Annotated in this window: 20 protein-coding genes; 13 read left to right on the top strand and 7 right to left on the bottom strand. The window is 62.4% G+C overall.

Annotation, left to right across the window (positions count from 1 at the left end; translation table 11 throughout):
* The first annotated feature begins 21 nt into the window (after nt 1-21).
* Nucleotides 22-1,401: a dihydrolipoyl dehydrogenase gene (gene lpdA, locus AB0C28_RS49140; protein WP_358083362.1), complete on the top strand. Its 1,380-nt coding sequence runs from the start codon at nt 22-24 to the stop codon at nt 1,399-1,401.
* A gap of 61 nt (nt 1,402-1,462) precedes the next feature.
* On the opposite strand, the gene AB0C28_RS49135 is transcribed toward lpdA, so the two are convergent.
* Complete coding sequence (locus tag AB0C28_RS49135) at nt 1,463-2,665, bottom strand: tyrosine-type recombinase/integrase (RefSeq protein WP_358083359.1); 1,203 nt, start codon at nt 2,663-2,665, stop codon at nt 1,463-1,465.
* 2 nt (nt 2,666-2,667) lie between these two features.
* A complete protein-coding gene (locus AB0C28_RS49130; RefSeq protein WP_358083356.1) occupies nt 2,668-3,303 on the bottom strand; it encodes a hypothetical protein in 636 nt (211 codons plus the stop codon).
* A 131-nt stretch (nt 3,304-3,434) separates the two neighbouring features.
* On the opposite strand from AB0C28_RS49130, the gene AB0C28_RS49125 reads away from it, so the two are divergent.
* The 9 genes from AB0C28_RS49125 (at nt 3,435) to AB0C28_RS49085 (ending at nt 12,187) form a co-directional block, all read left to right on the top strand.
* Nucleotides 3,435-3,590, top strand: coding sequence for a helix-turn-helix domain-containing protein (locus AB0C28_RS49125; protein WP_358083429.1), 156 nt, complete (start codon nt 3,435-3,437; stop codon nt 3,588-3,590).
* Nucleotides 3,591-3,632: 42 nt separating this feature from the next.
* A complete protein-coding gene (locus AB0C28_RS49120; RefSeq protein WP_358083353.1) occupies nt 3,633-3,863 on the top strand; it encodes a hypothetical protein in 231 nt (76 codons plus the stop codon).
* A complete protein-coding gene (locus AB0C28_RS49115) occupies nt 3,860-5,398 on the top strand; it encodes a MarR family transcriptional regulator (protein ID WP_358083350.1) in 1,539 nt (512 codons plus the stop codon). Before AB0C28_RS49120 ends, AB0C28_RS49115 begins: the two co-directional genes overlap by 4 nt.
* Before the next feature lie 667 nt (nt 5,399-6,065).
* A complete protein-coding gene (locus tag AB0C28_RS49110; protein WP_358083346.1) occupies nt 6,066-7,223 on the top strand; it encodes an ISAs1 family transposase in 1,158 nt (385 codons plus the stop codon).
* Nucleotides 7,224-7,432: 209 nt separating this feature from the next.
* A complete protein-coding gene (locus AB0C28_RS49105; RefSeq protein ID WP_358083342.1) occupies nt 7,433-7,660 on the top strand; it encodes a hypothetical protein in 228 nt (75 codons plus the stop codon).
* A 61-nt stretch (nt 7,661-7,721) separates the two neighbouring features.
* Nucleotides 7,722-8,225, top strand: a complete 504-nt coding sequence (locus AB0C28_RS49100) for a hypothetical protein (protein ID WP_358083340.1) — start codon at nt 7,722-7,724, stop codon at nt 8,223-8,225.
* A gap of 89 nt (nt 8,226-8,314) precedes the next feature.
* Nucleotides 8,315-9,181: a hypothetical protein gene (locus AB0C28_RS49095; RefSeq protein WP_358083337.1), complete on the top strand. Its 867-nt coding sequence runs from the start codon at nt 8,315-8,317 to the stop codon at nt 9,179-9,181.
* Between the two features lie 373 nt (nt 9,182-9,554).
* Nucleotides 9,555-10,022, top strand: coding sequence for a hypothetical protein (locus AB0C28_RS49090; RefSeq protein ID WP_358083334.1), 468 nt, complete (start codon nt 9,555-9,557; stop codon nt 10,020-10,022).
* A 434-nt stretch (nt 10,023-10,456) separates the two neighbouring features.
* Nucleotides 10,457-12,187 (top strand): DUF3987 domain-containing protein, encoded by a 1,731-nt coding sequence (locus tag AB0C28_RS49085; protein ID WP_358083331.1) that lies wholly within the window; start codon nt 10,457-10,459, stop codon nt 12,185-12,187.
* Between the two features lie 534 nt (nt 12,188-12,721).
* On the opposite strand, the gene AB0C28_RS49080 is transcribed toward AB0C28_RS49085, so the two are convergent.
* Together AB0C28_RS49080 and AB0C28_RS49075 are read right to left on the bottom strand one after the other, a co-directional pair.
* The gene (locus AB0C28_RS49080) at nt 12,722-12,997 is read right to left on the bottom strand and encodes a hypothetical protein (RefSeq protein ID WP_358083328.1); all 276 of its coding nucleotides are present in this window, start codon (nt 12,995-12,997) and stop codon (nt 12,722-12,724) included.
* Nucleotides 12,998-13,116: 119 nt separating this feature from the next.
* Nucleotides 13,117-13,272, bottom strand: coding sequence for a hypothetical protein (locus AB0C28_RS49075; protein WP_358083325.1), 156 nt, complete (start codon nt 13,270-13,272; stop codon nt 13,117-13,119).
* Nucleotides 13,273-13,367: 95 nt separating this feature from the next.
* On the opposite strand from AB0C28_RS49075, the gene AB0C28_RS49070 reads away from it, so the two are divergent.
* Nucleotides 13,368-13,613 carry a winged helix-turn-helix domain-containing protein gene (locus tag AB0C28_RS49070; RefSeq protein ID WP_358083322.1) on the top strand — a complete coding sequence of 82 codons (246 nt, stop codon included), beginning with the start codon at nt 13,368-13,370 and terminating at the stop codon, nt 13,611-13,613.
* A gap of 46 nt (nt 13,614-13,659) precedes the next feature.
* Here AB0C28_RS49070 and AB0C28_RS49065 read toward each other — a convergent pair whose 3' ends face one another.
* The 3 genes from AB0C28_RS49065 to AB0C28_RS49055 all read right to left on the bottom strand — a co-directional run bounded on the left by AB0C28_RS49065 (nt 13,660) and on the right by AB0C28_RS49055 (nt 15,713).
* Nucleotides 13,660-13,848 (bottom strand): helix-turn-helix domain-containing protein, encoded by a 189-nt coding sequence (locus AB0C28_RS49065; protein WP_358083319.1) that lies wholly within the window; start codon nt 13,846-13,848, stop codon nt 13,660-13,662.
* 352 nt (nt 13,849-14,200) lie between these two features.
* A complete protein-coding gene (locus AB0C28_RS49060; RefSeq protein WP_358083317.1) occupies nt 14,201-15,007 on the bottom strand; it encodes a hypothetical protein in 807 nt (268 codons plus the stop codon).
* Nucleotides 14,991-15,713, bottom strand: coding sequence for a methyltransferase (locus AB0C28_RS49055; protein ID WP_358083314.1), 723 nt, complete (start codon nt 15,711-15,713; stop codon nt 14,991-14,993). The genes AB0C28_RS49060 and AB0C28_RS49055 overlap by 17 nt, the downstream gene beginning before the upstream one ends.
* 250 nt (nt 15,714-15,963) lie before the next feature.
* On the opposite strand from AB0C28_RS49055, the gene AB0C28_RS49050 reads away from it, so the two are divergent.
* Complete coding sequence (locus AB0C28_RS49050) at nt 15,964-16,458, top strand: hypothetical protein (protein WP_357861925.1); 495 nt, start codon at nt 15,964-15,966, stop codon at nt 16,456-16,458.
* Nucleotides 16,459-16,627: 169 nt separating this feature from the next.
* Entirely contained in the window at nt 16,628-17,419 is a 792-nt protein-coding gene (locus tag AB0C28_RS49045; protein WP_358083312.1) for a hypothetical protein, read from the top strand.
* The last annotated feature ends 69 nt before the right edge of the window (nt 17,420-17,488 follow it).

Raw genomic sequence — 17,488 nt, 5'->3', positions numbered from 1 at the left:
CCTGGCGGTATGGTCCGACTCATGAGCACTCACTATGACGTCGTCGTTCTCGGCGCGGGTCCGGGAGGATACACGGCCGCCGTCCGCGCCGCCCAGCTCGGACTGCGCACCGCGGTCGTCGAGGAGAAGTACTGGGGTGGCGTCTGCCTGAACGTGGGCTGCATCCCGTCCAAGGCGCTCCTGCGCAACGCCGAGCTGGCCCACATCTTCCACAGCGAGGCCAAGACCTTCGGCATCAGCGGCGAGGTCACCTTCGACTACGGCGCGGCCTTCCAGCGCAGCCGCAAGGTGGCCGACGGGCGGGTCAAGGGCGTTCACTACCTGATGAAGAAGAACGCCATCACCGAGTACGACGGCCGGGGCACCTTCCTCGACGCCAACACGCTCCAGGTGAACGGCGAGACGATCACGTTCTCCAACTGCATCATCGCCGCGGGCGCCACCACCAGGCTGATCCCGGGCACGCAGCTCTCCGAGCGGGTGGTGACGTACGAGGAGCAGATCCTCACCGAGGAACTGCCGTCCAGCATCATCATCGCGGGCGCCGGCGCGATCGGGGTCGAGTTCGCGTACGTGCTGCACAACTACGGCGTCAAGGTGACGATCGTCGAGTTCCTCGACCGGGTCGTGCCGCTGGAGGACGAGGAGGTGTCGGCCGAGCTGGCCAAGCGTTACAAGCGGCTCGGCATCGAGGTGCTGACCTCCACCCGCGTGGACGGCATCGAGGACACCGGCTCCTCCGTCAAGGTCACCGTCACCCGGGGCGACCAGACGCAGGTGCTGGAGGCCGACAAGGTCATGCAGGCCATCGGGTTCCAGCCGCGCGTCGACGGTTACGGGCTGGAGAAGACCGGCGTGGAGCTGACCGACCGGGGCGCCATCGCGGTCGACGGGCGCTGCCGTACGAGCGTGCCGCACATCTACGCCATCGGCGACGTGACGGCCAAGCTGATGCTGGCCCACGCGGCCGAGTCCATGGGCATCATCGCCGCCGAGACGATCGCCGACGCGGAGACCATGGAGCTCGACTACGTGATGATCCCGCGCGCGACGTACTGCCAGCCCCAGGTGGCCAGCTTCGGCTACACCGAGACGCAGGCGCGCGAGCTGGGCTACGACGTGAAGGTGGCGAAGTTCCCGTTCACGGCGAACGGCAAGGCGCACGGGCTGGGCGACTCGGCCGGCTTCGTCAAGATCATCAGTGACAACACGCACGGTGAGCTGCTCGGGGCCCACCTGCTCGGGCCCGAGGTCACCGAGCTGCTGCCGGAGCTGACCCTGGCGCAGCAGTGGGACCTGACGGTGCACGAGGTGGCCCGCAACGTGCACGCGCACCCGACGCTCGGCGAAGCGGTCAAGGAGGCCGTCCACGGCCTCGCCGGCCACATGATCAACATGTGATCGACGGGAGCAAAAGTCCGAGGTAGACAGGCATTTCCGAGTCTCCGTGGTCAGCACGAAGTCAGCACGCGGCTACGGCGGCTTCGGCGGTGCCTGTCTGGTAGGCGGCTTGCATCACGTCGAGCGCTCTATCCCACGCCTCGTCCACGAGGTGGCCGTACGTTCGGAATGTGATCCCGATGTCTTGGTGACCCAGCCATCGGGATACGTCCGTGATGGGGATGCCCTGAGCTAGTTGCATGGATGCGTAGGCGTGGCGGAGGCCGTGAGGTGTGAAGTCCTCGGGAAGACCCGCCGCCTTGACTGCGGCGGCGAAGGCCACTCGGAAGGTGTCGTACCGGATCCAACCGCCCCTGGCCGCCTGGAACAGGTACCCATCTGCGGTCCCGTGAGTTTCGATGTGCGCGGTGATGGCGGCGTGGACGAACGGGGGCAGTGGCATGTCTCGGTAGTCGCCTTCCTCTCTGTGCTTGAGAGGGCCTAGCAGGCGCTTCCGGGTCACCTGCTCGTGGATGCGCAGTCTCCGGCCGCCGAACATCAAGCACCCCTCGGCGACTGCAAACGCCTCGGACACTCTGAGGCCGCACCCTGCCATGAGCCATACCATCGCTGCCCATTGGGCTGGCATGGAGTCGGCGAGGTTCTTGATCTGTGTCCAGGAGGGAACCAGGAACTCCTGTTTCTGAGCCGTGCTGGGCAGTTCGATGTCCGTGCAAGGCGACTCGGGGATGAGCTTGTCCTTGACCGCTTCGCCGAAGATCGCGCTAACCACCGTGAAGGCGCTGTGAATGGTGTTTGGCGCATACCCGGTCTTGATCAGCGCCGAGACGAAGTTCTTGATCGTCTGCCGTGTGATGGCGTTGAGGCGGAGGTGCCCGAAGACTGGATTGATTTGGTTCTTCAGTGCCCCGCCATAGATCTCCAGGCTCTTACCCGACAGTCCGACGCGCCCGGTTAACCACTTGTCCGCGTAGTCGGCGAAGGCGACCGCTCCCGCCTTGGGATCGATCGTGCGGCGTAGACCGCTGACCTTGTCGGACTTGATCTCCAGGATGAACGCTTCGGCGTCGCGCTTCATGTCGTGGGGGTAGGACTGCTCCTGCTGCTTGGTGCCATGCCCACCGAGCCGATAGCGGACAACCCAGGAGTGTTGACACTTGCCCCAGAGTCGTTCGGCGGTCTTGCGGTCGTCGGCGGTCCGGAGGTTGAGCGTGCGTCCGGCCTTGTGTTCGGCGCACTCGCATTTCTTGATCAGGCTGGCCATCTTTATTTGTTTCCTTCCCGTAGCTCAGTCAGGAGGGCCGCAGCTTTGGGAGTAAGTTCGCCGCCCGGCTTACCCGGGCCGTAGGTGACGAGGAGACCCATCTCTCGGGCACGTCGGATGCGTGCGCTCATGGTGTCGCGCCCTACGCCTGCGGCTTCGGCCATGGCTTGTACGGGCTTGCGCTCTCCCCTGTGAGTGAGCTGGACGTAGGCCCCCGCCACGAGGGCGTAATCGTGCTCGCTCTCGACTCTCGACGGGATCGGCAGTGGGAGGAGTTCAGGGTAGAAGCGCTCGCGGATGCGATCACCCCATTCGCCGATGATGCGCCGTGCTTCCCCCAAGGGAACGGAGCGGAGGACTTGCACAGTGATGCCGTCTGTGTCGAGGGCGCGTTCCGCTGATTCGGTGTCGTAGGGCGTGATGTCGAGAGTGACGCGAAGCGGCCCGTTGGTGATCCAGCGGGGTTGCGCCATGAAGGTGACCTCTACGCCATCGATGAAGTAGGTGGCGCGGATCTCGGTGGGGATGCCGTCAGGGGTGTCGGCGTAGAGCGTCCAGCGCTCAGGGAGTGTCCAGCCATAGCGGCCTGGGTCGATCTGGTACGGCCCGCGCTGAGCGGGCGTGTCGGTTGATGTCATGCATTCACGGTACCACGCTGCACATGGCTTGCGCCAAGGTCTGCGTGCTGTACGGTTGAGGCACCGGCTCGAAACGAGCGACGCCAGCGACGGAGGGAGTGCTCTTGACCAGTGGAGGAAGCAACCGGCTGATGTCGGTACAAGAGGTGGCCGACCATCTGGGTGTGCCCAAGGCCACGGTGTACGACCGGTGGCGCGCATGGGGCCTGAAGGCGCACCGAGTAGGCCGAACACTCAGGTTCCGTGAACGCAACGTGGAGTCCTGGCTTGAATGCCAGGAAGCGTGACGGCGTACTGGAACAACAACATGACGAAAGCAGGAGAGCGCAATGCATGAAAACTTGATGGACACTCGCACCGTTATTTTTGATTTGGATGATGTCCAGGTTGCACGGACCGAAAATGTGAATGGGGTTCTTTGGGAATTGACGTATTCGCTAGGCGCGGGCGAGGACGTGCTCGCTCAGGCAAGGGCCTGCATGCCATCGAGAGGTGAATATCTAGAAGTCATAGTGGAAGACAGTGTGAACTACATCCGCTTCTTGGAAGTCACGCGGTGAACTCAAGTGATGTCCTGTCGCTGGCCTTGGCCGTTGCCAAGGTCGGCGGTGGGGCTCTTATTATCAACTCCGACAACGATAAGGACGGCTGGGTACGAATCCCCGATGCTGTCGAATCGGGATATGCGTTCGCGGTTGATCCCAAACCGCATATCGTCCCATTGGACTTGGACGGGTCAGAGCTTTTCGAGTTAGGGCGGAAGGTCAAAAAGTGGGCTGAGGAGCGGCTAGGGGCTCGCTGTGTGCTCACTCAGTCAGGCCGTGAGGGTCACGGGCATCTGTGGGTCGTGCTTCCCCCGGACGTATCGGCCAATGAGTTTCATGCCGAGTTGATCGCTAACTATGACTTCCCTTCGGGGAGCATCCGGAGGAGCCAGGGCACCGGACGGATCATGACCACACGGCCGCCGCTTTCTCCCCACAGGCTTGGGCTTCCCGTGGCTCTGGTTGAGCCGCAGACTGTCTCGGAAGCCCTGGAAATATTTAATTCGTACGAGAGTCGCAACGGGCTCACACCTTGGTACACCCGACTACTGCGAGAGGGAGACTTCCAGGGCCGGTATGTGATGCCTGACGGCACGCCAGCACGTCACAAGCTCGCTGCCGCTATCGCGGTCGGAGCGATCCATGGCGGCCTATCTCGGGATTCTTACGTGACCCTCATGCTCGATCCGAGAAACAAAGGAGGTGAGAAGTATCAGGAGATTGAGGAGCGACACAGCAGGGGACTGGCAGCAAGAGCGCTAGAGGACACTTACGACAACGTGCAACGGTGGATCGATGCGAACGGAGTAAAGCCGGGGTTCGATACGGAAAAAGTCGTCCTGCAACTTAGCGAATTTTTAGATGTAGCAGAATGGTTTCCGTGGCCCGGTAGAACGGGCTCATCTGACAGGGCGATACTCATGGGCCTGATTGAGATCAGCATCAGGTATACCACCATTGCCCCATTGGCCAGCATTAGAGATCTACACCTTGCCACAGGCAAGGCTAAAACCACGGTTTCCAATGCCCTCAAAAGGCTTAGAGACAATGGATGGATTGAGACGAAGTTCAAGGGCTCTCCCGAGGATGGGAGAGCTTCAATCTACTGGTTGAACCTCCAGAAGTGTAACGAGATTAGGACACACTCTTTCTGTCCCCCCAGGAATGAGTATGTCCTAGTTAACTCACGCATCTTGCAAGACCATGAGCTATTCAGGTCTAGTAAGGGCCTCTCGGGGAGGCCCAGTGAGATCTATTGGAAGTTGGAAAGGGACTGGTTGTCCATCTCCGATGCAGCCAAGGTTACGGGGCTGCCTAGACACTCGGTGAGGGCCGCCCTCAAGCGGCTGGCTGGGTTCGGCCTGGCTGAAGTTGAGAGGGGCTCCGGCCCTAAGGGCGGAGATCTGTACCGGTGTCTTGACGTTAATCGGGAGTACCTGGACCAGCTAGCCCAAGAGTTGGGCGTGTTTGTTGAGAGCGAGATTAGGCGTGAACGCGTGAAGCGTGAACGGCAAGGCTTTGTTCCGAGGTCTGGTTCGCTTGCCGCTTAAGTGACCTAAGGAAATGGGTTTGCCGGCTGCTGCTTCATCCCAGCTCAGAAGGGGGATGACCGCATGGAAGGATTTGCAGAGAAGGGGTTTTGATTGCCAATTATCACGCTCACTTGCAAGCGCTCATCATGTGGGCAAACGATCGTTTATGAGTACAAAGGTTGGGGTCGTAAACGGTCCTACTGCACGCCTCAATGTTCCCGGGCCGCCAAGAAGGCTCAGGATGCTTCTAGAGACCGGCGTGGGGAACGGCAGCGCCTACGGGCCTCCCGGCAGGCTCGACGCTGTAGAAACGCCCTGAGGGGCATGAGCGATCACGAGGTAGCCGAGAGCGGCCTGAGCGTACATGGCCGTGAGTCGAGTCTTAGGACAGGGCAGACAGGCCCATCTGAAGGACGCACGGGGAACCTTGCCTATCGTGACCTCTCATCCGATATGGAAGCGGCAGGGCCACGGCGAGGTATCGGTAACGGCCTGAGTGTCTGTTTCGCGGAGTGATTGTGCCGGGGCTGCAAGAGGGGCCCGGAGACGTGCCCAGGGACGAGAGCAGGCACGACCTTCGAGATCATGAGGTTCTCGACGCCTATGATCACCAGAGAAGACCGTGCCTGTCCCCTCATCATTGCCGATCAGTGCTGCCCTTGGCCAACTGGCCGAGCATGGGCCGGTGGCCGCCTCCGCTGCTGATTGCCTCAGCCTGCTGGAGTGTTTCCAGCGCCTTCCCGACCCCCGTGATCCGCGTGGTGTCCGGCATGCGCTGGCGTCGTTACTGGCCGGTGCCGCGGCTGCGGTGCTGGCCGGCGCGCGCTCGTTCACCGCGATCGGTGAGTGGATCGCTGATGCCCCTGCCCAGGTGATGGCCGTCCTCGGCGTCCGGTGGGATCCGCTGAGCCGGGCGTGGCAGCCGCCGGATGAGTCCACCGTGCGGCGGCTGTTCGAGCAGGTCGACACCGATGCCCTGGATGCGGCGGTCTGCTCCTGGCTGGCCGGGCGAGCCGCCACGGCCGGCACCACTATGGACGGCCCGGCTCGTGCGCGTCGCCAGGCCGTGGCCGTGGACGGCAAGGCACTGCGCGGTGCACGCAACAGCGGCGGTGAGCCCGTGCATCTGCTGGCCGCCTTCGACCACGTCAGCGGCCTGGTGCTCGCGCAGACCGACGTGGACGGCAAGACCAACGAGATCACCCGCTTCCAGCCTCTGCTGGAGCGCCTCGATCTGGACGATCGCGTGGTCACCGCCGATGCCCTGCACACCCAGCGCGAGCACGCCGCCTTCCTCATCGAGCAGAAACGGGCCCACTACGTGCTGATCGTCAAGAAGAACCAGCCCAGCCTGTACGCGCAGGTCAAGCGGCTGTCCTGGAAACAGATCCCCGTCCAGCACCGCGAACGTGACCGCGGGCACGGACGTGAAGAGCGCCGCACCCTCAAGGTCGTCACCGTCACCACCGGCCTGCTGTTCCCCCATGCCGTCCAGGCGATGCAGATCAAACGCCAGGTCAGAGACGGCAGCACGGGCAGATGGCGGACCGTGACCGTGTATGCGATCACCAATCTTCCCGCCTGGCAGGCGCCTCCCGCGGACCTGGCCGCCTGGATCCGCGGCCATTGGAGCATCGAGAACCGACTGCATTACGTCCGCGACGTCACCTACGCCGAAGACCACAGCCGAGTCCGCACCGGCAACGCTCCACGCGCCATGGCCAGCCTGCGCAACCTCGCCATCGGTGCCCTACGCCTGACCGGCGCCGACAACATCGCCCAAGCCATCCGCCACATCTCCCGCGACACCACCCGGACCCTCACGGTCCTCGACCTCCCATGATCGAGAAACAGGACATAACTCCACTACGCCGGAGCCCTGATGGAAGCGGTTGAGTGGTTCAAGAACAATCCCGATTGGGATAAGGACCTGTGACACTTCCCCTGTGGCGAAATAACTACTAGTGATGATGCCGCTGTTGCCGCCTTCAAGGGAAGGGGCCAGGCAACCGGCCCTTTCATTTGCTTATATACTTCAATAGGAGCCTAGCCATGACTTTCAACACCTTTGAGGACCTGTATCGGTCGAACCTCGATCCGGCGGAGGTTGCCGCCAGGGCCATTCTCGGAGAGTTTGACCATCTCATTGATCCTGATTCTCTCCAGGTTGCTTGGGATGAGGATGGCCCGTTTGTAGCCTTCTCTCCTCGTCGGCCTGCGAAGCCAGCCGATGCACAGATGCACAGCACGGAGCGCCCTGAAGCCCTGCGATGTGACTAATTCACAACTTAGACTCCATCGACAGCCCGACAGGGCATAGCACTACGAAATGAGATCCGGAATGGACAATGGCATTACCCCTGTCGCCTCTGGAGCTGAACCCGCAATGGATGGCCAGAGCAACGCCGTAACGGCTGATGCGACGAACGAGACTGAACCCGCGTTTGAGAATGACGCTGACCGCTGGAAGCACTTTTCCAGGCTCAATGAGAACAAGTGGAAAGCCGCCACTGAGGAGCTGGAAGCCCAGAGGGCTAAGGCTACCGAGCTAGAGAACGCAGTCGCTCAAATGCGTCAGGAACACAGTCTCAATCTTGCCTCCATCGAGCTTTCCCATCAGGCATCACTGAGGGGCATTGACCTTGATTCAGAGGCTATGACAGCCGTCAACATGTCGTCGTTCATTGGAGAAGACGGCACCGTTGATGCCAAAAAGATCGATAACTTTCTCGACCGATTCGGCTCGCCTAAGCATGCATTTCCTAGCGGTGCTGATTTGGGCATTGGCCGCGCTGGGGGCAAGCCCACGACGGAATTCCCCCTAGACGTTAGGCATCGCCGATAAGGTCACTACTTTGAAAGGACCATGCCTAAATGGCCATTACTCCAGCCCCTAGTTATGCTAACGCCGGTACTCACGAGTTCGTTCCCACCATGTGGAGTGACGAGCTTCTTCGGCAGTTTGACCCCAACCTTGTGTGGGCATCGCGCTTCGTGTGCAACAATGCATACGACGGTGTGATTCGGGAGATGGGCGACCAGGTTGTAATTAACGGCCTGACCCGCCCCACCGTTGGTGCCTATAACGCCACTACCGGGATGACCGTCGAAAACCTGGAAACCGTTGCGCAGAACCTGCGCATCTCCCAGGCTGATTACGTCGCTTTCTACGTCACCGATATTGACCGGCATCAGACGGCCGGGGTTCTCAGTGAACCTGCGACTCAGGAGACCATTGCCGGTATCGCCTTTTCGGCTGACACGTTCGTAAGTGGCGTCATTTCTGCTTCCGCTTCAACCATCCCCGCGATTGATGTTAGTGGCCTGACCACGTCTGCTGCTAAGGGCGAAGCTCTGCTAGAAGGCATCTTCGACATGATGGAAGATCTGGACACCAATAAGGTTCCAGGTGGCCGCTACGTCATTGTGTCTCCGAAGGTGAAGCGTCACCTCCTGCGCGCTTCGGATATTGCTAACGCCTCCATCCTTGGCCAGGGTGACGCTACTGCGAATGGTGTTGTTGCCAGCCTCGCTGGCTTCACTGTTCTCAGCACCACGGCAATGCCTACCGGCGTTGATATTTTTGCGGGTCACCCTGCCTTCACCACGTTCGCGAGCCAGTTTACTGGTTTCCGTACGCAGCCTTCCGAGAAGTTTCGCGCGGATCAGATTGACTGCCTGCACCTGTACGGCGCTCGCGTTCTTTCCTTCCCCGGTGGCGCTCAGCCTGCTAACGCTGATGCTGTCGTCCTCAATTCCGAGGGTCTGATTAAGACCTCCGTTGTCTGGCAGACGCCGTAATTAAGAAGGCGCAGGGCACAGAAACGTGATTAAATTTCTTCGGTATGGGCAATGCCGGAGATGGCCCCATACGGGGCATGTAAGTAACCTCCTCCAAGCCCCCGTCTGTCTGGGTTCCCTTCCCCCAGATGGATGGAGGTCTTTTTTTGTGCCCGAACCAGGTGAGCGGAGTGAGGTCATGCGGTCCACGCCACCTCACAGGAAGGATGCTTCGGCTGTCCGGCCGAGCAACTGGGTCTGCGCATTGTGCCTGGTAGCTCGATGCCGGCCGCAGGCACTCGTGATCGTTTTGCTTGGCGGGAGCAGCACGGCCTCACGAGTCGTTAGAATCTGAAGTCTCATTGGGTAGCCTGTCTTGGCCTTTGGGGGCCGCATGACACAGGGGTCTTCCAGACCACGATGGCTCACGGTTTTTGCTGAAGCTGCGGCCGTCCTGGCGCTGCTGGTCGCAGTTGTGGGTGTAGTCATCGCCGCGTTCGCTTACGAGCACGACAAGGATGTGGCCGGAGAAAAGGCAGAGGCCGTTCCCGTCATTACGGTCACCCGCTATGTATCTGATACCCCTGAGACGGGGCGGCAGGCCGACCAGACTACCGAGCCGTCGTTCGTGATCTTCCTTAAGATCGTCGGGATTGTGGTCCTCGCCATACTTTCCGCGAAACTGGTCCACTGGATCTGGGATGAAGCCATCGGCCCTTTCTTTATGTGCGTGATTAGTTCCTTTGCTGCTGGAGCGACCTTGGCATATCTGTCATGGATCCTGATAGTACCTCTGGGCTGGGCAATACTCATCGGCATAGTTGCAGTTGTAACCGGCTTTTATTTTGGCATTAGTTCATAGTGAATCTAGTTGCATCAACTAGCTGCAGACTTGCGCGCACAGCGAGCGACCCCGCCTGCCGGGGTCCGAGCAATTCAATAAAGGGGTCCCCCCAGGGCATCCGCCAGGGGAAATAATTAATCAATGGCGTGCGGGCCGGTTTTCATTTCGCTATTCAGCGGCTCAAGAGTCAGCTAGACCTGGTCGATCTGAGGTCAATCATCGCTCTGACCTTTGGCTCAATTCGCGATGGACGAATTCAATTAACTAAATCAGTCCATTGGATTAAATTCGGGTTGACAACTTATTCCGAAGAATGGTACAACTGTGTTCGCTCACCTCATCGATACCGCGCCACTCAGAGCGCACAGTGAGCCCAGACATAGACCAGCCCCAAGGTGTCCATCCGACCAAGAACAGCACCCTGGGGCCAGCACAGAGAGGCTATCAGCCCCATGTCTCAGCACGTCGTCTCCGCACGTCCCCAGGTCTCCCCGATCGTCTTCTCTGGCTTCCTGGGCAAGGCCGTCCTTACCCTCATCCCCCACTCTGAGGCCGACCCTGTCGGCATCCTGGCAAGCCTCCTGTCCGCGTTCTCTGCGGCAATCGACAACGGGCCGCGCGTCCACTACGGGACGCAGACTCAGACCCTCAGCACGTGGACTGTCCTTGTCGGCAACACGGGCCAGGGTAGGAAGGGCACCGCTACGCGGGCAGCTCTGGACATCGTTCGTACGGCACTGCCGGACTGGTCTAAGGCCACGATCCTTGAGGGATGCCCGCAGAGCGGGCCTGCGTACGTCTCGACTCTCGCCGACATGAACGGCACGGCTCTCATGCTTGAGGAGGAGTTCGCCGACCTTCTGAAGGTAAGCGCCCGGTACAAGAGCATGGGCAAGGCTCTCCGGCGTAGCTGGGAAGGTGCCTCTATCTCCAACAGGACGAAGGAAGCCGTTATCCAGGTGGACGCCCCCCACGTTGCAATAGTGGGCAACGTGACCCCCACAGAGTGGGCAAGCTCCATCGGAAAGGCCGACAAGGCCGGTGGCACCCTGAACCGCTTCCTTCCGCTCTACGTCGAGCGCTCCAAGAAAATTAAGCTGTCTGAGCAGATCTCGGCTGATGATTGGGCCGCCCTCATTCGCCCGTTGGCTCGGGAATTCCGTCAGGCCGTCATGACGGCTCGCAACACGGATGAAGTCACGGTTTCCCCTACGGCTCTCAAGCTGTGGGACGACAAGCTCAGTGAGCTGATCGACGGCCTCTCTATCGGCCGTGAGGCAATGGAACAGTTCGCAGCTAGGGCCGCTGACTACGTGTGGCGCTTGAGCGCCCTCTATGCGCTGGCAGACCAGCGCGACGAAATCACCACTCAGGACCTTGAGGCCGCTGTTGGCCTGGTCGCGTACATGTGTGACTCGGTTACCTACCTCACGCCGGAACTGTCCGGCGGACAGTCTCAGGAATCCCTTGCCCTGAAGATTGAGCAGTTCGTGAAGGGGGCCGGTGAGGAGGGCGTACCGGCAACGCTGCTCTACCGGAAATTCAGTCTCCGTGCCTCTGAGCTTCAGGCCGCTGTGGCTGGCCTACCCACGATCGAAGTAACAAAGTCTCAGGGAGGCCGGGGCCGTCCGGCCCTCATCTACCGGTACGTGACTCCGATCACGAATGAAGAAATGGTTGATGAGTCGGCAGACATCGAAGCCCCGGAGTTGGTTACGCCGGAGATCGAAGAAATCAGCGAGCCCGTTTCTGTGCTCGCTCCGCTCACGGATGATGAGTGGGAAGTGATCGACACTCCTACGGTTTTCCGCGAGTCGGTACACCCGACCGTCGTCCCTGTCCTGAGCGATGACGAGTGGGAGGAGATCGACGCCGCTCTGAGTGTCACGCCTGAGCCTGAGACGCTTCCTGAGCCTGAGCCGGTGGCCGTGGCCACCGAAGGACCTGCCGTCACTAAGGAGGCGGTGTTGGCCTACCTGGGCTCGCCCGAAGGAGCGAAACTGCTTCATGGAATCCTCGCGAACATGCTCACCGGTAAGACCCCGAGCGCTCCGCAGAGCGCCCCTGAGAACCCCGTTAGGACGGCTCAAGCCGTCACGGTTGGGCAGGCCGGTAAGAAGGTCGCTCCCGTCCCCGTGGTCACCTTCCAGCCCCCTACGGTCGAGCTGGTGAGTGCCGCCTAGGGCGGCTTATAGCCCCCGGCTTCGGCCGGGGGCTATCCCTTTTCTTTGTCCTTCCAGTAGTGCACGACGATCACGCCGTCTAGCGCCTCCTCCTCATCTAGCTCTCCCTCGAAAGGGACCAGTTCAACGCCAGAGGGTAGGAGATCGGCCAGCACCCCGGACACCCGCCAAAGGGCCGATAGGGTACTGATGTGTAGCTCATAAAGGTTCCAAACGTTCCGATCATGGCCGCAAGGTATAAGCCGTCTTCGACGTGAAGATCTTCACAACGGCCCCAAAGCTCGGCTTCGATGATGCGGCTCGGTGACACCATGGCTACTCCCGACTTCCTGTTTACGTGAGATGATCATAGTGTGCCGTTTGGCGGTGGTTTACATCGGTCGGGGAGCTTCGACACAGGGCATGAGAAAGCCCCCATCTGTATTTAGACGGGGGCATCTTGGTTGTATCAGTATGAATCATCTCAAAAGTGGCCTTGGTGCCCCCGGCTAGCGGGTGTGTGGGAAGGATGGGCCTACCAGCCGGGGGCTGTCTCTAGACGACTCCCGGAACGGCTCCGTAAGCCTTGGTCATCCATTGGCCGTACGCAGTGGCGAGCGGTACAGGTGGAAGTTCGTCGAACTTGCCAGCCTTGACTCCTGTGACGAATGACCGCCAGTTGTCGGCCGTTGTGATGACCATGGGGGCAACTCGGCGTAGGCGCTCATCGCTGATCATGAAGGCAACGAATTTACCCATGATCGCGGGCTTGTAACTGTCGCCCTTGATGTCGTCGAGAAACCCTTTCCATCCGTTGTCCGTGATTTGCACGATGTATTCCGGGTTGTCGGTCTCGCAGACTTGTACGTCTGTCGATCGCGCGACTCGTCGCGCGCCTACGCAGTTCCCACCCTGGGGACCACTTGTGATCGTCCATCCATCGGGAGTGATCATGATTCGCTGTCTTCCTGGTTGTTGATGTCGCGACCAGCCCTAGAGGGTTCCTGGTCGTCAAGCCACGCTTTGCGGGACTCGTCGGCAACGCGGCGCATGGTGAGCACCAGCATTCGCAGGTTCGGGGGCAGGTCCTCTAGGAACTGGTCCATGACAGTCATGGTAGCTATAGCTAGCTGCCCTTATCAGGGAAAGCGCGGCTAGCTGCCCGTATCTATGGTGGCTGTAGCTGCCTACGGTGTCTTCCATGGCTGATCTTGACCGGCGCAAGCCGCTCTGGCCTCAGATCTATGAGGACATCAAGGGGCAGATTGAACGCGGAGACCTTGTGCCCGGGGATCGAGTACCAGGCATTCACGCGATCATGACCAGCTACGGCGTGACCAACAGCACGGCGCAGAAGGCACTCAAGGCGTTGAAGGCTGACGGCCTGGTTGAGGTGTGGAGCGGTAGCGGCACGTTCGTAGCGAAGCGCGATCCCGACAACGAATGAAGCCCCCGGCGAACCGGGGGCTTTCCTCTACCGGTGTCAGCAGGACCTACCTGAGGTATTTGAGCGGAACGCCGCCTCTAGTGACCTCCAGCCACAGGTTCACCTCCGAGAGACGAAAGCGGTACTCCCTGCCGACCCGCATGTGCGGGATCTCGCGCGCATTGTCGTAGACCCATGACGTGGGCTTCTTGAGGTAGTCCGCTAGTTCGTTCACTGTCAGGAGCTGCTCGGTCATGCGTACCTCCGGGAGCGCTTCTCGCTGGAGAGAACGGTGACCAGGATGCATGAGACCTCGGCGGACTGTGCCTGGATCTGAGACAAGCATTCCCTGTCCACACCCCCCACACAGAGTCCCTAAACCTGAAAGCGATGTGGGTCGGTTCTGATCAACCAAGGCAACACCCATGGCATGTCCGCAGAGCTACCCCAACGGAGTCAGCACAAGGTCAGCACCGGTGCTGACAACAGCCGTGATCAACCCAGAACAACAAGAAACCCCAGACTCGGGAAACGTGTCCCGAGCTGGGGCTATTTCTCTTGTTTGACGAGATCCGAGGTGCTGTGCTAACGGAACCCGCACCACACGATCAACATGTAGCGGGGCCGTCCAGGTGCAGGGTGGTGGTCAACGCGGTGGCCTGGTCGGTGAGGGCGCGCAGGTCGGAGGTGTCGTCGGTGCGGGCCAGCAGGTCGAGGTACCTGTCGTCGCTCCTGCGCAGGTCGCCGGCGCGCAGCGCGGAGTCGGCCGCGCGGACCTTGGCCGCGTACGTCTCCAGCTCCCGCACCCGCTCGGTGACCGCGGCCACCGAGCGGCGCAGCGCCTCCTGCTGGGGGCGCAGCACGGCGGCCAGGCCGGGGGTCATCACCTCGCCGAGCGCCTCGGCCTGCTCGGCCCGCAGGTCGGCGTGGACGCGGACGAGGCAGGCGATCTCCCACAGGTGCCGGGGCAGCACGACGTCGTTGGCCACGGCGTCCAGCAGGCCCAGGCGGTGCGCGCGGGAGGCGGACACGTCCCTGACGGCCCGCCTGGCGCGGGCGAGCAGGTCGAGCGCGGGGTCGTCGAGGCCGGCGGGGATGACGTAGCGGCCGGCGTACCGCTGGGACAGCCGCGTCCCCTCGTGGGAGCGGGCGACGCCGGTGCAGACGATCGCGACGAACAGCACCATCAGGGCGGCCAACGTCGCACTCTGGCGGCCGGTCTCCACCGCCGCCAGCGCCAGCGTCACGGCGGCGGTCGCGGACAGGACCGCTCCGGCGGCGAACAGGCGGCGCACCCATCGGGGCGGCTCCGGGTCGGGCCGGCCGAGCAGCGCCGGCAGCGCGACGGCCATCCGCCGCCGGTCCCCCTCGGGGATCTCCGGATCGACGATCGGCTGCTCAATCCAGTTCTCCACCGGCGCCACTCACCTTCATCAGGAACGTGTAGTAATCGACCCGCCAGCCGTCCTTCTCAAGGTCCTGGTGGGCCACGACCTCGGCCTGGAACCCGGCCACGCGGGCCAGCGACTTCAGGTACGCGAGGTCCCCCGAGGTGCCGAAGAACACCAGCATCCGCCCGCCCGGCGCGAGGTGATCGCGGACGCCGCGGAAGAACGCGGTCATGGCCCGGTAGTCCTCGTCCGTGGTGGCGGCCTCGAACAGGTCCCTGGGCGCGAACCAGCGGAACGGCGGATCGAAGACGATCAGGTCGAACGTGCCTTCGACGGCGCTGAAGACGTCGCTCAGGCGCACCTCGACGTGGACGCCGTTGCGTTCGGCGTTGCGCCGGGCCGCCTCGACGGCGCGGGGGTTGATGTCCACCGCCAGCACCTCGGCGGCCCTCGACGCGGCCAGCACGGCGTTGACCCCGCTGCCCGTGCCCATGTCGAGCACCCGGTCGCCCGCCCTCACCTCGGCCAGCACCGCCTCGCCGAGCGGGTGGGACATTCCGGTGATCGGCTGCACGCCGGGCGGCACGACGATGGTCCTGCCCAGATACGAAAACGTCAGCTCGGCCGCGCCTTCCTCGGTCATGGCGCGGTAGGCGTTCTCGTGCCAGCGGCGGATGCGCTCGGCGTGCTCGGCGGGCATCATCGGGTGATGGCGGCGCTCCTTCGTCATGAGGTCACTCTCCGTCCGGCGCGAGCGGGCGTCGAGTGCACGTGACCTCCCTGGCGGCGTACGTTCCGAGCACACCGCGCGCGGCCGTTCCGTTCCACCAGGCCGGTGTGCGGATGTCGTGGAGATCTCGTGCAGCCGTACATGAAGGCGAGTTCTCACCAGATCTTCAGAATTCGCTGAGACTCTTCTGAGGATGCCTGGAGACGTTGGAGACGGACGAAGACCCCTCGCACGGACGGTGGTCCCGCACATGACCTCAACTCCCCCTGAAACGACCGAGCGGCCGACCCACCGCCGCGCTCCGGCCGGCGCCACGGTGCTGCGACTGGGGCTGCTGGCGCTGGTCGTGATCGGCGTTCTGGGCGCCGCTCTTGAGCTCGCCTTCGAGCGTCACTGGCAGAGCCCCACCCAACTGATCCCCTGGGTCGCCCTGGCACTGCTGGTGGTGGCGCTGATCCTGCTGGCCGTGCGCGACGCGGGCAGTGCGCTCACCGCGGCGCGCGTGCTGGCCGCCGTCGTGCTGGTGGCGTCGGCGTACGGCGTGTTCGTGCATGTGTCGGTCAACCACGGCATGGGTGCGATGGACGCCGCCTGGGACACCTACTCGCCGCTCACCCAGTGGTGGTACGCGCTGACGAAGTCGGTGGGGGCGGCGCCGCCGCTCGCGCCCGGCATGCTGGCCCAGAGCGCGCTGCTCCTGCTGCTGGCCAGTGTGACCCCGAAGAAGCAGCGGAACCTCACCTGAAAGCTCCCGTTCCGCGCCGGCGTCCCTCCCCGGGGGCGCAGGCGTGGCCTTTGATGAACATCTCCTAGATGATTTCGTCCGTTTTCTGAACTTCTCAGCTGTTATCCGCGTCACAATCAGGCAGGATTTTGTGACAAGTGAGGCTGGTGAAGTTGTGGCATTACGTCGCATGGTCATCGCCGCGGCCGTCATGGCGGCCACCGCGATCAGCGCCGACGGGGCCGCCGCCAAGGTGGCGGCCGGTCCGGTGATCCGGCAGGCCCCGGCGGTCCCGTCCGTCCAAACCGCTCCCCCAGTCGAAACCGCCGCGCCCGTCGCGGCCCCGGTGGCGAAGGCGGAGGCGGAGCCGGTGTGCGCGCGGCTCAAGGGGGTCAGGGCATGCGTGGGGCCCGACAGCAGCAGCCGTCCCGGGGTCACGGTCGAGGACACCCGGGACGACCACATGCATCCGGCGGTCGAGTACTACCTGAACGGCTACCTGGGCACCAAGTACGTCATCCACAACCTGGGCCGCAAGGGCGAGGTACGCGGCAGCAGGGAGATCGGCAAGGTCGTGACCTTCCGGGCCGCTCTCTACCGAGGTGACCGCAGGGTCAGCCACGGCCACTGGAAGACCGTACGAAATGTCGCGAAATATCCGGTCAAGCGCGACTCCCGCACCACCCCCGCGTCCGCCCGCGCCAAGTCCGAGGTGTGCACCTCGACCAAGGGCGCGGCGAGCCTGTGCTTCGCCGAGCGCCACACCTTCGTCTACGCCTGCGACACCGGCGCCGACCGCTACCAGGCCCGCGCCGAGTACTTCGTCGGCGGCGACCCGACCACCCGCTACGAGATCCACCAGCTCGCCGGCGTCGGCACGTGCGGCAAGGCCGAGCACGGTGACCTGTCCATCAGCATGTACCGGGCCTCGCTGTTCGACGAGAACCGCCGCAAGGGCACGCGTCTCTACCAGTACAACTGAGCGAACGGCGGCTGTCGTCTTCATGACATGTCGCCATTTGCCCAGGACAAAGGGCTCCTCCGCGCCCGC

This window comes from Nonomuraea sp. NPDC048892, assembly GCF_040649735.1.
GTDB classification, from domain to species: Bacteria; Actinomycetota; Actinomycetes; order Streptosporangiales; family Streptosporangiaceae; genus Nonomuraea; species Nonomuraea maheshkhaliensis.
Note: the sequence above shows the minus strand (reverse complement) of the source record. Positions and strands in the feature narration are given on the sequence as shown.